Origin of the sequence: Pseudomonas paraeruginosa, assembly GCF_003025345.2 — a bacterium.
GTDB classification, from domain to species: Bacteria; Pseudomonadota; Gammaproteobacteria; order Pseudomonadales; family Pseudomonadaceae; genus Pseudomonas; species Pseudomonas paraeruginosa.
On the sequence record NZ_CP020560.1, the window covers coordinates 861,842 to 876,842 of the forward strand.

General features: G+C 69.2%; 15 protein-coding genes and 1 pseudogene. 5 read left to right on the plus strand and 11 right to left on the minus strand.

Translation table 11 applies throughout. The features are described from left to right. The first annotated feature begins 14 nt into the window (after window positions 1-14). Both B7D75_RS04170 and B7D75_RS04175 read left to right on the plus strand, forming a co-directional pair. The gene (locus B7D75_RS04170; RefSeq protein ID WP_107113763.1) at window positions 15-845 is read left to right on the plus strand and encodes an HvfB family MNIO-type RiPP peptide maturase; all 831 of its coding nucleotides are present in this window, start codon (window positions 15-17) and stop codon (window positions 843-845) included. Further along, the gene (locus B7D75_RS04175; protein ID WP_034081667.1) at window positions 838-1,587 is read left to right on the plus strand and encodes an HvfC family RiPP maturation protein; all 750 of its coding nucleotides are present in this window, start codon (window positions 838-840) and stop codon (window positions 1,585-1,587) included. Before B7D75_RS04170 ends, B7D75_RS04175 begins: the two co-directional genes overlap by 8 nt. A gap of 190 nt (window positions 1,588-1,777) precedes the next feature. Here the strand turns inward: B7D75_RS04175 and B7D75_RS04180 are convergent, their stop codons facing one another. From B7D75_RS04180 to bfmR, 4 genes and pseudogenes are all read right to left on the minus strand, one after another. Further along, complete coding sequence (locus B7D75_RS04180) at window positions 1,778-2,287, minus strand: HvfX family Cu-binding RiPP maturation protein (protein ID WP_012074334.1); 510 nt, start codon at window positions 2,285-2,287, stop codon at window positions 1,778-1,780. Between the two features lie 31 nt (window positions 2,288-2,318). Beyond that, window positions 2,319-2,948 (minus strand): ferric reductase-like transmembrane domain-containing protein, encoded by a 630-nt coding sequence (locus tag B7D75_RS04185; RefSeq protein ID WP_012074335.1) that lies wholly within the window; start codon window positions 2,946-2,948, stop codon window positions 2,319-2,321. Window positions 2,949-3,076: 128 nt separating this feature from the next. Then, a pseudogene (locus B7D75_RS04190) lies at window positions 3,077-4,380 on the minus strand (sensor histidine kinase). Then, window positions 4,377-5,117 (minus strand): two-component system response regulator BfmR, encoded by a 741-nt coding sequence (bfmR, locus tag B7D75_RS04195; RefSeq protein WP_012074337.1) that lies wholly within the window; start codon window positions 5,115-5,117, stop codon window positions 4,377-4,379. Before bfmR ends, B7D75_RS04190 begins: the two are co-directional and overlap by 4 nt. Window positions 5,118-5,471: 354 nt before the next feature. On the opposite strand from bfmR, the gene B7D75_RS04200 reads away from it, so the two are divergent. Continuing rightward, on the plus strand, window positions 5,472-5,732 hold the full coding sequence (locus tag B7D75_RS04200) for a DUF2790 domain-containing protein (RefSeq protein ID WP_107113764.1): 261 nt from the start codon (window positions 5,472-5,474) through the stop codon (window positions 5,730-5,732). 105 nt (window positions 5,733-5,837) lie between these two features. Here the strand turns inward: B7D75_RS04200 and B7D75_RS04205 are convergent, their stop codons facing one another. The 6 genes from B7D75_RS04205 to B7D75_RS04230 all read right to left on the minus strand — a co-directional run bounded on the left by B7D75_RS04205 (window position 5,838) and on the right by B7D75_RS04230 (window position 12,717). Continuing rightward, entirely contained in the window at window positions 5,838-7,517 is a 1,680-nt protein-coding gene (locus B7D75_RS04205; protein ID WP_107113765.1) for a GMC family oxidoreductase, read from the minus strand. A 152-nt stretch (window positions 7,518-7,669) separates the two neighbouring features. Further along, window positions 7,670-8,974, minus strand: coding sequence for a carbohydrate porin (locus tag B7D75_RS04210; protein ID WP_107113766.1), 1,305 nt, complete (start codon window positions 8,972-8,974; stop codon window positions 7,670-7,672). Between the two features lie 84 nt (window positions 8,975-9,058). After that, complete coding sequence (locus B7D75_RS04215; RefSeq protein WP_107113767.1) at window positions 9,059-9,784, minus strand: SDR family NAD(P)-dependent oxidoreductase; 726 nt, start codon at window positions 9,782-9,784, stop codon at window positions 9,059-9,061. Window positions 9,785-9,798: 14 nt separating this feature from the next. Beyond that, window positions 9,799-10,857, minus strand: a complete 1,059-nt coding sequence (locus B7D75_RS04220; protein ID WP_107113768.1) for a 2,3-butanediol dehydrogenase — start codon at window positions 10,855-10,857, stop codon at window positions 9,799-9,801. Then, window positions 10,854-12,113, minus strand: a complete 1,260-nt coding sequence (locus B7D75_RS04225) for an MFS transporter (RefSeq protein ID WP_033998307.1) — start codon at window positions 12,111-12,113, stop codon at window positions 10,854-10,856. Before B7D75_RS04225 ends, B7D75_RS04220 begins: the two co-directional genes overlap by 4 nt. Window positions 12,114-12,183: 70 nt before the next feature. After that, a complete protein-coding gene (locus tag B7D75_RS04230) occupies window positions 12,184-12,717 on the minus strand; it encodes a 2,4'-dihydroxyacetophenone dioxygenase family protein (protein ID WP_003093399.1) in 534 nt (177 codons plus the stop codon). A gap of 312 nt (window positions 12,718-13,029) precedes the next feature. Between B7D75_RS04230 and B7D75_RS04235 the strand changes: the two genes are divergently transcribed. Both B7D75_RS04235 and B7D75_RS04240 read left to right on the plus strand, forming a co-directional pair. Beyond that, a complete protein-coding gene (locus B7D75_RS04235; RefSeq protein ID WP_107113769.1) occupies window positions 13,030-13,989 on the plus strand; it encodes an AraC family transcriptional regulator in 960 nt (319 codons plus the stop codon). 43 nt (window positions 13,990-14,032) lie between these two features. After that, the gene (locus B7D75_RS04240; RefSeq protein ID WP_003157014.1) at window positions 14,033-14,449 is read left to right on the plus strand and encodes a PaaI family thioesterase; all 417 of its coding nucleotides are present in this window, start codon (window positions 14,033-14,035) and stop codon (window positions 14,447-14,449) included. A gap of 33 nt (window positions 14,450-14,482) precedes the next feature. Here the strand turns inward: B7D75_RS04240 and hpaC are convergent, their stop codons facing one another. Continuing rightward, window positions 14,483-14,995, minus strand: a complete 513-nt coding sequence (hpaC, locus tag B7D75_RS04245; RefSeq protein WP_043099427.1) for a 4-hydroxyphenylacetate 3-monooxygenase, reductase component — start codon at window positions 14,993-14,995, stop codon at window positions 14,483-14,485. Between the last annotated feature and the right edge of the window lie 6 nt (window positions 14,996-15,001).

Below are 15,001 nucleotides of genomic sequence, written 5' to 3' on the forward strand. Positions count from 1 at the left end.
TCCGGAGCGATCCCATGACCCTGATCGACAATGCCGCCGGCCTCGGCCTGAGGCGCGGCCTGCTGCCCCAACTGTTGGCGATGGAGGCTGGCTCGGTGGACTTCCTCGAATGCGCGCCGGACAACTGGATCGGCGTCGGCGGTGCCTTCGGCGCCGACCTGGAGCGCCTGGTGGAGCGCTTTCCGCTGACCTGCCACGGCCTGTCGTTGTCCCTCGGCGGTCCCGCGCCGCTGGACGGCGCCTTCCTCGGACAGACCCGGCGCTTCCTCGACCGCCACCGGGTAGCGTTGTACAGCGAGCACCTCAGCTACTGTTCCGACGATGGCCATCTCTACGACCTGTTGCCGCTGCCGTTCACCGAGGCTGCGGTGCGCCATGTCGCCGCGCGCATTCGCGAGGCGCAGGAACGGCTGGAGCGGCGCATCGCGGTGGAGAACATTTCCTACTATGCCGCGCCGTACCGGGAGATCAGCGAGATCGAGTTCGTCAACGCGGTACTCGACGAGGCCGACTGCGACCTGCTGCTGGACGTCAACAACCTGTTCGTCAACGCCTGCAACCATGGCTACAACGCCTTCGAGTTCCTCGCCCGGCTGCCGCCCGGGCGGGTCGCCGCCTACCATGTGGCGGGGCACTACGACGAGGCGCCGGACCTGAAGATCGACACTCACGGCGCCGCCGTGAAGCCCGGCGTCTGGTCCCTGCTCGGCGCCGCCTACCGGCGCTTCGGCGTGCGCCCGACCCTGCTCGAGCGGGACTTCAACTATCCGCCACTGGGCGAACTGCTGCGGGAAGTGGAGCAGATCCGCCAATGGCAACGCGAAGAGGGGCGCCGTCATGGATGAGCGCCTGCGCCAACAGCAGTTCAGCCTCGCCAGGCACCTGCGCGACCCGCTTGGCAACGCGCCGCCGCCGGGTCTCGAAGAGCGGCGCCTGCGGGTCTACCGCGAGCTGTTCTACAACGCCATCGAAGGGGTTCTCGCCAGCGGCTTCCCGCGTTTGCGCGGACTGCTTGGCGACCCGGACTGGCATGGCCGGGTGCGTGAGTTCTATCGCGAGGAGAGAAGCCATACCCCACTGTTCACCCGTATCGCCGGGGTGTTCGTCGACTACTTGCAGGCGAACGTCGGGGCCGACCAGGCCTGGCAGGCGGAGCTGGCCCATTTCGAGTGGAGCGAGACGCGCCTCTATCTGGCCGAGCCGGACGACCCGCCGCACCGGCCTGATGGCGAGCTGCTGGACGAGGTGCCGCTGTTGTCGAGCCTGGCGTTGCCGCTCGGCTATCGCTGGGCGGTGCATGACCTCGACGCGGATCCTGCCGAACCGGCAGCGGCACCGACTCTGCTGCTGATGCGTCGCGACTCCTCGCATCGCGTGCACACCGCGCGCCTGACCCCGCTGGCCTATCGCCTGCTGGTGTCACTGGCGAGCCGGCGCCTGAGCGGGCGCGAGCATCTGGCGGCGCTGGCGCTCGAAGCGGGGCGCGCGCCAGGAACCTTCGACGCGGCGGGGCTGGCGTTGCTGGAAGCGTTGCGGACCCAGGGTATCGTACTCGGAACCCTGGATCGCGATCCGGCGGGCGAATGACGACGCTGCCCTGGCGCAGGGCGTATGTCCGCCTGCGGTTATCCGCCGTGGCGGGTCCGGTGCATCGGCGGATAGCGCCGTCGGCGCTATTCGCCCTACGCGGTGCACAGGTTGGTCCTGGCTGGCTGTCCCGACGAAGAAAAACCCCGGAGGCGATCGCCTTCCGGGGTTTTTCGTGGCTGGCCGATTCCTAGCGGGACAGGCCCAGGCGCCGCCCGAGCCAATGGTCGAGGCTCAGCTTCCCCGCTCCCGCCAACAGCAGCGGCAGCAGTGCCGCCAGGTAGATCGCCGGGAGCTTGAAATTGCCGAAGCCGTGGTCGGTGATCGAGTAACCGCGGGCCAGTTCCGCCAGGCTCGACCACTCGGCCGGCCAGTGTACGGCGGCGGTCGCCACCAGGGTGACGACGATCAGCACCAGGGCGCTCAGGCGGGTACCGAGGCCGAGCAGGAGCAACAGCGCGCCGAGCAGTTCGGCCCACATCGACAGTTCCCAGTTGAGGACGGCGGGCAGGCGGTCGAAGGGGAACGGGAAGGCCGACTGGATGTCGCCGAACCAGTTCTCGCCGTTCCACTTTTCCCAGCCGGACTCGAAGAACTCCCAGGCCAGGAACAATCGCAGGGACAGGTCGGCGCACCAGCCGCCGCAGCGGTCGAGCAGGACGAAGGGGAGGCGCCAGGCGCGCAGGTCGGATGCTTGCATGATCGATGTCTCGTAGAAGGGGCTGGATGGGTCAGGCAGGCTGGGCGTCGCGACGACGCAGGCGCACGGCGAGCTTGGCGGTGAGCTTGAGGACGATGGCGGAGAAGATCGTGGCGAATGCCAGCGCGTACCAGCCGCCCATGGGGATGCGCTTGAAGAACGACAGGCAGAAGATCCCCGCCAGCACCCAGGTGCCGGTCGAATGCAGGGCTTTCCAGGCGCGTGGGCCGAGCAGGCGGGCCGGGGCGCGGAAGGAGGTGAGGGTGAGCAGGAGGATGAACAGGTAGCCGATCGAGCCGGGGATGTTCGCTGTCACCGAACGGCCATTCCAGAAGGTATCCGGGTACAGTTTCCAGTAGGCCAGGATCAGCAGCGCATGGACCGCGTGGGAAAAGGCAAAGGCCAGGCCCAGGTAGCGACGTTCGCGAAGCAGCGCGCGGGTACCCGGTCCGGGCACCAGGATCGCCAGCGAAGACGCGAGGAAGGCGGCGAGAAACAGCGCGAAGGAACTGCGCGCGGTGGCGCGGATGGCGCTGCGCAGGCCTTCCACCGCCTGCGGCTGGAGGGCCAGGACGAGGGCGGTCATGGCCAGCACGGCGATAGCGAGGACGGCGAACAGGCGCCAGCCGTGCCAGGGGGATTGCAGGGATCGGGTGGTCATGGTGGGGCTCCTGGTGGCGGGAGCGGCTCGGCGATGTGCCGCCGCTTCCCGTGGTCAGGAGTGTTGCAAGCGGGTTTATCCGCAGTGTGTCCGCCGCGGGCGGTTATGTATCGCTCTGTACCAGCGTCTCAGGCGTCCAGTTCGATGCGCGCGCAGAGCCCTCCAGCAGGGCGGTTGGCCAGGCTCAGGCGAGCGCCGATGGCCAGGGTCAGTTGCTGGGCGATGGCCAGGCCGAGACCGGTGCCGCCGGTGTCGCGGTTGCGCGAGTTCTCCACCCGGTAGAAGGGCTTGAGCACCTCGTCGAGTTCCCCGGGGGAATCCCGGGGCCATTGTCCAGCACCTGGATTCGCGTGCCGCCATCGGCGCGGCGCTCCACTTCCAGGCGCGCGGCGCCGGCGAACTTCAGCGCGTTGTCGATCAGGTTCACCAGCACCCGGCGCAGGGCGTGCGGACGGGTGTCGATCACCGCTGCGGTGCGACCGTCGAGCTGCACCTGCTTGCCGCTGTCCTGGTAATCGAACACCAGGCTGTCGAGGAAGGCATCGAGATCGACCCGGCAAGTGGCCTCGGCGCTGCCATGCATGCTGCGGGCGTAGGCCACGCCTTCGCGGACCAGGTGCTGCATTTCTTCGAGATCGTTCCAGAGCTTGTCCCTGTCGCTGGAAGCGTCCATGAATTCGACGCGCAGCTTCATCCGTGTGATCGGCGTCTGCAGGTCGTGGGAAATCGCCGCCAGCAGTTGCATGCGTTCCTTGAGGTGTTCGGCGATGCGCACCTGCATGGCGTTGAAAGCCGCCGCAGCGTGCGCCACTTCGCGTGGGCCGGTTTCCGCGAGCGGTTGTGCGGGACGATTCGGATCGAGGTGTTCCACGGCCTTCACCAGCCGGGTCAGCGGGCCGATGGCGGTGCGCACCGCGAGTCCGGTGCAGAGCAGCAGGAGGGCCAGTTGCACCAGCAGCACCAGCGGCAGCCAGCCGGACAGCGGTACCGGCGCCGGCGTGACATCGATGGTCAGCGGGCTGCCGTCGCGCAGGCTCAGGCGGACCTGGAAGTGCGGTCGGCTGTCGGCCACCGTCTGCAGGGCCAGGGGGTATTGCCCGTCGAGGGCGCGCTCGATGGAGTGCGCGGCGACCGGCGCGTCGGCCAGTGCCAGCGGCTGGCCGGGCTCGCCGGCGTCGAGGCGGTAGCGGTAGGTGCGTCGCTCCAGGCGCGGCAGCCAGGCCTGGCGCTCGGCGGGCGTCAGGCGGTCGAGCATGGCCACCGAGATCGCCACGTCCTGTTCGAGGCTGTCGAGCATCATGTGCTTCGCGGTCTGGTAGCGCTCGTAGAACTGCGAGGCGAAGGACAGTCCGTAGGCCAGCACCAGCCCGGCGAAGAGAATGAGCGCCAGGCGCGCGGCGAGGCTGCGCGGACGCGGCACGGCAAGCTTCATGGATGGGCCTCGAGCAGTCGTACCGGTAGCGAGAACACATAGCCTTCGCTGCGCACGGTCTTGATGTACTCCGGCTCGCGGGCGTCGTCGCCGAGTCGTTGGCGCAGACGGCTGACCAGCAGGTCGATGGAGCGATCGAAGATGTCCGCCTCGCGGCCCTGGGTCAGGTTGAGCAACTGGTCGCGGCTGAGCACCCGCTGCGGGTGGTCGAGGAATACCCGTAGCAGACGGTATTCGGCGCCGCTGAGGGCGACCACGGTGCCCGCGCCATCGAGCAGGTGGCGCGCGCTGGTATCCAGCTGCCACTGGCCGAAGCCGATCAGGCGGCTGCTTTCGGTCACGGTCAGGTTCGGCGGCAGCATCCGCGTGCGCCGCAGCACGGCGTTGATCCGCGCGAGCAGCTCGCGGGCGGAGAAGGGCTTGGTCAGGTAGTCGTCGGCACCCATCTCCAGGCCGATGATGCGGTCGGTCTCGTCGTTGCGCGCGGTGAGCATCAGCACCGGCGTGGCCTTGTGCTTGCCGACGCGCAGCTCGCGACAGAGCAGCAGGCCGTCGTCGCCGGGCATCATGATATCGAGGACGATCAGGTCCACCGTGTTGGCTTCGAGGAACGCGCGCATCTGCCGGCCATCGGCGACGATGGTGGTGCGCAGGCCGTTCTTCTTCAGGTAATTGCCTACCAGCTCGCGAATCTCGCGGTCATCGTCGACGATCAGGACGTGATCGACATGCTCCATTGCCCGGCTCCCGTGGCGGTTGGTGTGATTGCAAGCAGTGTATCCGCGCTCGCGGCGCTTGCCTGCCGGGGTTTGTATTGCACTGTATCCGGTGCCGGAGCGAATACCGGGGCGTGCAAAAAAACCGGCTGTCACTGCCGCGCGCGGGGCGCTGGCGGCTGGCGCTGCGCGTGTTCGTCGCGTGGCTGTGGGCGTGGCGAATGTACGTGCGTGTATCGGTCGGCGGCGGCGATACAGCGACTGACGAACCGGGCGTTCCGGTGACACATGCGGGACAACTCCCTGGCCTGGAATAGGCATCGACGAAGGCACGTCGCCTTCCACCGATGCGGACCTGCCGCCAGGAGAACCACCATGACTCGCACCCTGCTCGCCACCACCCTGTTCGCCGCCCTGGCGGCTCCCGCGTTCGCCGCCCAGCCCGCCGCGCCGGTGGCGATCGAAAGCTACCACTACGGCATGCCGCTGGATGTGCGCAAGGTCGTGGCGACCCAGGAACAGGCGTCGACCACCTGCGAGATCGTCGATGCGCGGATGGACTACCTCGATTCCTCCGGCAAGCTGCACTCGCTGGCCTACCGCAAGTACGCCAGTGCCTGCAGCCAGGGCGGCTAGCCAGGCGTGGGACGGCGGCTGGAACATCGGCTTGCGCCGGTCGAACCAGGGGGCGGCCTGGCCGGGGACGACCAGCGCATCGCCGCCGATGGGGCCGGGCGCCCGCTAGGCGTCGGCGAGTGCCTCCCGGAGCGCTTGTCCTGTGGCGTGCGCCGCCGGCGCCGGCTTGCCGAGGATCAGGTCGGCGGCCTTCTCGCCGATCATGATCGCCGGGGCGTTGGTGTTGCCGGTGATCAGCGTCGGCATGATCGACGCATCGGCCACCCGCAGGCCCTCCAGGCCGTGCACGCGCAACTGGTCGTCGACCACGGCGAGCTCGTCGTGGCCCATCTTGCAGGTGCCCACCGGATGGAACACGGTGCCGAGGCTGGCGCGGATCCAGGCCTCGATCTGGCCGCGGCTGGAGACCTGCGGGCCCGGCACCAGTTCGCCCTTGAGGTGGCGGGCGAAGCTGCGGCTGGCGGCCAGCCTGCGGATCAGCTGGAAGCCCTGGACCAGGGTGTCGAGGTCGGCCGGATGGCTGAGGAAGTTGGCCTCGACCAGCGGCCGGTCGTGCGGGTCCGGCGAGTTCAGGCGGATCCTCCCGCGACTCTGCGGATGCATCACCGCCACATGCAGGCTGACCCCATGGCCGAAGGGGACCAGCCGCCGCGGCTGGTTCTTCAGTGCCGGGGCGACGATCAGGCCGAGCTCCGGGGTCGGTGCCTGCGGGTCGAGGCGGAGGAAGCCGCCGGACTCGACGGTATTCGAGGTCAGCGCCCCGCGCCGGCCGAACAGGTACTGCCAGGGCGAGCGCAGCAGCGGCAGCCAGCCCCTCGGCGAGAGGCCGAGGCCATAGCCGAGGTCGGCCTCGGTGCGGTACATCAGCACGATGTCCTGGTGGTCCTGCAGGTTTTCGCCGACCCCCGGCAGCTCGTGGCGCTGGACGATGCCGTGGCGCGCCAGTTCCGCCGCCGGGCCGATGCCCGAGAGCAGCAGGAGCTGCGGCGAGTTGATCGAGCCGGCGCTGAGGATCACCTCGCGGCGCGCCTGCAATCGCACGACTTCGCCAGCCTGGCTGATCTCCACGCCGCTGGCGCGGGTGCCTTCCAGCAGCACGCGCAGGGTCAGCGCCGGACTGAGCACGGTGAGGTTGGGCCGCGCCAGGGCCGGGTGCAGGAAGGCACGCGCCGCGCTGCAACGCTCGCCGTTGACCTGGGTGACGTGGAACGGTCCGACGCCTTCCTGTCGTTCGCCGTTGAAGTCGGCGTTGTAGGGCCAGCCCATTTCCTCGGCGGCCTGGAAGAACACCTGGTTGATCGGGCTCGGGCTACGCTGTTCGGCGACGTTCAGCTCGCCGCCGCGGCCGTGCCAGGGGGATTCGCCCGGCTCGAAATGTTCCGAGCGGCGGAAGTAGGGCAGCAGTTCGTCGTAGCTCCAGCCGCGGTTGCCCAACGCCGCCCAGCGGTCGTAGTCGTGGCGGTCGCCGCGGATGTAGATCATTCCGTTGATCGCGCTGGAACCGCCCCAGACCTTGCCGCGCGGGCAGGCGATCGGCTGCCCGGCGGTGCCGGGCTGGGCGGCGAAACGGTGCATCCAGTTCCATTTCGGATTGGCGATCAGGCGGATGATCCCGGCCGGCGTGCGGATGTAGGCGGCGGGCAGCGGCGTGCGGTCGCTCGGTCCGGCCTCGACCAGGCAGACGGAAACGGCGGGGTCGGCGGACAGCCGGTTGGCCAGGACGCAGCCGGCGGAACCGGCGCCGACCACGATGTAGTCGAACGCGCGGCGGGCAGTGGAAGTCATGTCGGCACCTTTCTGGGTGTGCTGCCGGGCCTCGCCCGGCGTTCTTTTCGCCCGCGCCCATGGGCGCGACGCTACTCCATTGGACGGGGAAGCGCGCCCGGCCGCTTGTCCCAGCCTGCCGGCGGGATTGACCGAGGCTGCCAGGCGGCGCGCTAAAGCCCCAGCAGCGAGCCCATGTCGACCATCAGTTGCAGGCCGACGACGAAACCGTCGCCGCTCAGTTCGCGGGCGCCGGGGTTGTAGTAGTTGTCCGGGTTGAAGATGTACTGCACCGAGGGTTCCAGGGCGATGTGCGGGGTCAGGGCGATGTGCGCATTGGTTTCCAGGGCGTACACGTCGCGCTGGCCCAGGCGCGGATCGCCGCCGGCGGCGACTCGCGCCTGGCGCTGGAATTCCAGCTGGTGGTCGTTCAGGCGCAGGTAGCTGGCCTTGAGGTTGAGCTTGTCCAGCGGCCGGTCGAAGGGCGCGTAGTAGGTCAGGCCCAGCTCGGCGAAGTGGCGGAACGGCTGCTTGGCGTCGGCCGACACCGAGAGCGAGCCGAACATCCCCAGCGCCCGTGGCGAGTCGAGGCGGCCGCCGTCGGCGCGCCAGAACAGCTGCTGGAACTTGAAGAAGCTGCCGGCACTGCCGTGGTCGCGGGCGCCGGTGAGCGGGTCGACCTGGCTGGCGGTGTTCAGGTAGGCGTTGAGTTCGTAGTGCGAGCGGTAGGGATCGAGGCTTTCCTCGCGCTTGTCGCCGATCCCCAGCAGCAGGCTGGTGCCGCTGGCGTCGTCGGTGCTGAAGTCGAGGCCGTGGCGCTTCTTCAGGTAATCCACCGGGTTGGACTCGAAGGCCCCGGCGTGCAGGTACAGCGCCGGGGTCGCCTGGTATTTCAGGTAGCCGCCCCAGGCGCCGTAGGGTGGCGGCAGGATACCGGTGGAGGCGTCGATGACCGGGTCGTTGCAGGTGACCACGGTCTCGCAGTTGTAGACCAGGAAGTAGCGCCGCGCATTGGTCCGTCCGAGGTGGCTGGCGAGGCGTCCGTCCAGCCATTTCTGCTGCCAGGTGAGCAGGCTCAGCTGGTTGGCGCCGATGTCGTTGTGCAGCGGCGCGCCGCCGAAATAGCTGCCCACCGCGCCCTGCCAGCTCGGCCCGGTGGGCTGGCCGGTGCCACGGTCGAGGATGAACACGGTCTCCTCGACATGCAGCGAGGCGCCGTCGATGCCGGCAAGGGTCGCGAGGTCGAGATCGGCGCCGAGGAACAGGTCGCCGCTGTTGCCGAAGCTGTGCGGGCGCGGACCGGTGTCGAGGTTCTTCAGCGACAGGCTCCAGAACTGCGCGTGGGTCTTCACGCCATGCCGTTCGAGCTGTGCGCCGAGACCGGCCAGCGGACCGCCGCGGGGACTTTCGGCGGCCTGCGCGGACAGGCCGAGGAGACCGGCGCAGAACAGCGCCGGCAGGGTACGGAGGGTTTTCATGGCAAGGCACTCGTCTTGTTGTTGTTCTGTCGTGCGAATCGCTGTCCGCTCCAAGCGGACGGGTACATCCGGAGCGAAGGCGGCTCAGGCGCAGAGGTAGCCGCCGTCCACCGCCAGCACGGCGCCGGTGACGAAGCTGGCGCCGGGACCGCAGAGGAACGCCGCGGCGCTGGCCACCTCGGCCGCTGCGCCCCAGCGCGCCAGCGGCGTGCGCTGCATGATCCGCCGGGTGGCTTCGGCGTCGGCCTTGAGCCCGGCGCCCAGCGGCGTGTCGATCCAGCCGGGGGCGATGGCGTTGACCCGGATGCGCTGGCCGGCGTACTCGCAGGCCAGCGATCTGGTCAGTTGGACGATCGCGCCCTTGCTGGCGCTGTAGGCCGGGCGGTCGGCGGAGCCGAAGGTGCTGTACATCGAGGCGATGTTGAGGATGCTGCCACCGCGCTGCGCCAGCAGCGGCCGGGCCAGCTGGCTGGCGAGCATGGCGGCGCTCAGGTTGAGGCGCAGCACCCGTTCGAAGGTAGCCAGGTCGTATTCCTCGCGGTCGCGGCTGATGCCGGCGTTGTTCACCAGCACATCCAGGCGCGGTAGCTCTTCGAACAGCCGTTGCAGGCGCTGGCTGTCGGTGATGTCCAGTTCTTCCCGGCGAATCCGCGGGTGGCGCGGGGCGTGCACGCCGTCGGCATCCAGGCCGAGGGCGACGACTTCGGCGCCGAGTTCGGCGAACTGCATGGCCATGGCCGCGCCGATGCCGGAGCTGCCGCCGGTGACCAGCACCTGCCGGCCGGCGTAGAGATCTTTCTGGAAAACCATGGGCGGATGCTCCTTCAGGCGTCGGCCAGGGCCGGGTTGGGATTGACCAGTACCTTGACTTGCGACTTGTCCCGCAGCAGCGCTTCGAAACCGTGCTCCACCGCCTGCTCCAGGGACACGCTGCGGGTCACCACGCGGGCCAGGTCGAGGCGACCCTCGGCGAGCAGCGCGATCAGCTCCGGATAGGCGTGGCGGTAACCGACGCTGCCGAGCAGGCGCAGCTCGCGGTTGACCAGGTCGAAGGCGTCCAGCCGGACCTCGCCCATCAGGCTCACCAGCACCAGCTCGCCACCCTTGCGCAGGCTGGCCAGGGCCGCGTCGAGGCTGGCCTGGCTGCCGGCTGCCTCGAACGCGCAATCGAGCGCGCCGCCCTCGCTCAGGCGCGTCGCCACCCCGTCGTCGCGGGCGTCGAGTACCCGGCTGGCGCCGAACCCGCTGGCCAGGGCCAGGCGTTCGGGACTGACGTCGACCGCCGCGATGTCCGTTATCCCGCGCAGGCGGGCGAGCATCACCAGCAGCAGGCCGATCGGCCCGAGGCCGAACACCGCGCAGCGCTGTCCCGCCTCCAGGCTGCTCTGGCGCAGGGCATGCAGGGCCACGGCGGCCGGTTCGAGCACGGCGGCCTGGCGGAAGCTGACCGTGTCCGGCAGGCGATGCAGCATGTAGGCCGGCACCCGCGCGCGCTCGGCGAAGCCGCCGTCGCCCATCAGGCCGATGAAACCCATCGACTCGCAGAGGTTGTAGCGGCCTTCGCGGCAATAGCGGCATTCGCCGCAGCGGTATTCCGGCTCGACCGCGACCCGCTCGCCGAGCGCCAGTCCCTCGACTCCCGGACCGAGGCCGACGACCACGCCGCAGAACTCGTGGCCGAGGGTCAGCGGCGCGCGGCAGCCGGACAGGGGATGGGGGGCGGCGTGGGGGATCGAGTGCGGGCCGTCCTGGTATTCATGCAGGTCGCTGCCGCAGATGCCGCAGTAGGCGACTTCCAGTTCGACTTCGCCGGGCCGCGGCGCCTGGCTTACCAGCTCGCTCAGGCGAAGGTCGCGGGCGGCGTGCCAGCGCAGTGCTTTCATGGTTGGTTTCCTTGCAGGATGGAAGCGTTCGGCGTGCCGCGGCGGGCCAGCGCGGCCGGCGCGGTTTCGCGCAGGAACAGCGAGAGGAACGCGGCGAGCAGGGCGCCGCCGCAGGACATCCACATGACCACGGAAAGGCCGAAGCGGTCGGCGGCGAAACCGGCGACGGTGGGCGCGACGAAGCCGCCGATCAGTTCGCCCAGACCCATGATCAGGCCGAGGGCGGTGGCGATGGCGGTACGCGAGACGGTTTCCGCCGGGATGGTGGCCATGAACAGGGTGAAGCAGCCGAGCCCGGTGTAGGTCAGCAGCAACAGCAGGCCGAGGCTGGTCGCGGTCGGCGCGTAGAGCAGCGCCAGCGGGCAGCAGGCGGCGAGCAGCGAGAACGCCACCAGGGTCGGCCGGCGGCCGAGGCGGTCGGAGATCGCCGGCACGGCGAAACCCCAGATCACCCAGGCGACGCCCAGGCAACTCATCAGCCTGCCCATGGTCGCCGGGCTGAAGCCGCGGGCATTGACCAGGAAGGTCGGGGTAAAGGAAATCAGCACGATGAACCAGGTGACGAATACGCAGCTGATCAGGGTGCAGAGCAGGATGTTGCGGCTCTTCAGCAGTGCCAGGCGGCTGCCTTTCGCGGCGTGCGCGTGGATTGCCGGGACCCGTTCGCGGGGTGGATCGGGGCGCACGTGGCGCCAGATCAGCCAGGCGATCAGCAGCCCCGGCAACAGCGAGACGATGAAGGCGTGGCGCCAGCCGAAGGCTTCGGCCAGGGCCACCAGCAGCGGCGGGCCGAGCACCGCGCCGAGCAGGCCGGCGGCCGAGCCCTGCAGCAGGCCCATGTTGAGGCCCCGGCGATGCGGCGAGGAGGCCTCCACCATCAGCGATTGCGAGAGCGGCAGGATCGGCCCCTCGGCCAGCCCCATGATGCCGCGGAACAGCAGCAGGCCGAGGAAGCCGCCGACCAGCCCGGACAACGCCGAGCACAGCGAGAACAGGATCACCGCGACGATCAGCAGCGGCTTGCGCTGGCCGCGGCGGTCGGACCAGGCGCCGACCAGCGCGCCGGATACCGCCCAGGCCAGGGCCAGCACCGAGGAAAGCATGCCCAGGTGGCTGTTGCTCAGTTGCAGCTCCTGTTCCATGAAGGGAAACAGGAAGGACAGCGCCAGGCGGTCGAAGAAGACGAAGCCGAAGGTCAGGAACAGCACGCAGAGCAGGACGTTTTCGTAACTGGCGGAATTGTTGTTATGCGCCATGTCGGTCTCCAGGCCGGGCGGGCCGGCCGGCGGGGAGGCGCGCGTCCGCATGGGCGGCGCGCGCCCGGGGTCAGCGGAACAGGGAGTCGATGTAGGCGGCGCCGACGCCGATCTTGTCGTAGTGCGCACGGCACATCGCGATGTAGTCGTGGACGTCGAAGATGCCGTCCGCGTTGCCCTTCTCGTCGAGCCAGACCAGCGGCCCCTTGACGATGAAGAACGCGCGCATCGGCTGCTCGTGCTCGTAGGCCACCAGGGTGTGGCCCTCGCCGGGCGTCTCGTAGACGAAGTCGCCGGCGGTGGCGGTCCAGTCGTGCTCCAGGTAGCCCCACTTGCCGCTGATGGTGTAGGCGAACACCTCGTGCGGGTGGTAGTGGCGGTTGACCAGGCCGGCGCTCGTCGCCATCAGGATGTCGCACCAGCGGTTCTCGCTCGGCGAGATCCACAGCGGGCGCGACTTCACGGTCTCGGTGAAGGGCACGTAGAGGCGCTCGTCCTCGGTCGGCGCGTTGCGCAGGTAGACCTCGGGCTTGGCGTCCGGCTTGAAGCAGTCGGGAATCGGTTGCAGGTCTTTCCAGAATTCACGGGTGGCGAGTTCGGGCATGGGGCGGCCTCTGTCATTGTTGTCGTCGGGCCGACTCTAGCCAGGCATGGGCGTGCGGGTTTGACCCTGGCGGCCGGGATGCTTGCGCTTTTCGGACATCGCCTGGCGCGCCCGTCGCCGCTGCGCCAACCTGGCCAGCCCGCCGTCGGCGAGGGCCGGCGGGCGATTGACGGGGGCGAGGATTCAGATGTTAATGAAGGAGCGCCGCTACTGTCCGACCGCCCGAGGTTGGCCGGGCACCGCGGCGCCTGGCCCCGGATGCCTTGCCTGAGCCCCGGGTGGTCCACGCAGCGTTCGACGAGAAGAATAAAAATGCCCGCACATGCCTTGCTCGAAACCCGGCGGGCCAGCACCCAGGACATCCCCCTGGAGCAGCGGCTGGCGTTCTGGGAGGACTACAACGCTTCCATCCTGGTCGGCCTGAAATGTTCCTCGTACTCCCAGGCCGGCTTCGCCGCTACCCAGGACAACCTCTGCCTCGAACGCCTGCGGATGGCCCGCATCGGCGGCACCGAGCACGTGGTGGAACGCGACCGCTCGATGATCCGCGCGGTGCCCAAGGAGTCGATCTTCGTTTCCCTGGTGCTCGGCAGCCAGTCGTTCTTCTACCAGGACAACGGCTGCAACCTGCTACAGCCAGGCGAGCTGATGATCTACCGGACCGACAAGCCCTACCTGTTCGGTTTCTCCGGACCGATGCGGCAGTTCATCTTCGACATGCCCCAGGACGACTTCGCCGAGCGCTGCCTGCGCGATTTCAAGGGACCGCTGAAGATCGGCGCGGAAAGCCCGGTGCAGCGCCTGCTGGTGCGTACCCTGGGGACGCGCGCCCAGGGCTTCTTCGACCGTCCCGACGGCGCTGGCGCGGCCCGTTTCCAGGAGGAGGCCTACGACCTGCTGGCGAGCATCATCAGCGACCATGCCGGCGAGCACCGCGCCAGCGCGTTGAGCGCCTCCTACCTGCTGGCGGCCAAGCAGTACATCCAGCAGCACCTCGACGATCCGGCCCTGAGCTGCGAGCGGGTGGCCGCCGCCACCGGTGTCTCCAGCCGGCACCTGGCGCGGCTGTTCGCCCAGGAAGGCCGCTCGCCCGGCCGCTACCTGCAGGAGCGGCGGCTGGAGCGCGCCCGCCAGTTGCTCGCTTCGCCCCAGGGCCGGCGCCTGGATGTCGCCGAGGTCGCCTATCGCCACGGCTTCTCCAGCCAGGCGCATTTCGCCCGGGCCTTCAAGGCGCGCTACGGAGTGACGCCGAGCGAGGCGCGTGGCCGCTAGATCCGATTGCCGTATCCTTCCTCCTGCTGCCAAGGACAGTTCCGTGACCGACAAGAAAGAGCAGATAGCCCGTTTCATCCAGCACGAATTTCCCCAGACCCGGGTCGTGGTCGAAGCCGTCGGCGAGCGTAGCGCCACGGTCTGGCAGGCGGTCGACGCCAGCGACCTGCGCCCCGGCGGCACGGTTTCCGGGCCGACCCTGATGGCCATCGCCGATGTCGCGCTGTACGTGGCGGTGCTCGGCGAGATCGGCATCGTTCCGCTGGCGGTGACCACCAGCCTGACCATCAACTTCCTGCGTCGCCCGGCGGCGGACCGGCGGATCGTCGCCGACTGCCGGCTGATGAAGGTCGGCAAGACCCTGGCGATGGGCGAGGTGGCGCTGTTCTCCGAGGGCGACGCGGAACCGGTGGCGCATGTGGTCGGCACCTACTCGATCCCGCCGGCGCATCGGCGCTGAGCGGGAGTCGGCGTGGCGGCGCGGCCTGCGTGTTCAGGCCGCGCGGCGGTCCCGTTGCAGGCGGTGGAAGCCACGGCTGAAGTAGACCAGCCCGTCGCCCTGCTCGAGCACCTGGATATCCTCCAGTTCCAGCAGCAGCACCGAGTGGGTGCCGATTTCCTGGACCTCGGCGATGCGTCCCTGCAGGTTGGCCAGGGCGCCGTGCAGCAGCGGCAGGCCATGGATGCCGTCGTGCCAGTCGTGCAGGGCGAAGCGCCGCTCCATCGCCACCCCGGTCATGCCGGCGAAATGGCGCGCCACTTCCTCGTGCTCGCCGCTGAGGACGTTCACGCAGAGCCGGCCATTGGCCTTGAACACGGGGTTCATCTCGCTGTTGCGGTTGATGCAGACCATCAGCGTCGGCGGGCTGTCGGTGACCGAGCAGACCGCGGTGGCGGTGATCCCGCAGCGTCCGGCGGGGCCGTTGCTGGTGATCACGTTGACTGCCGCCGAGAGATGCGCCATGGCGTTGCGGAAGGCTTGCTGCCTGGGTTCGAGCTGGGTCATGGGAAG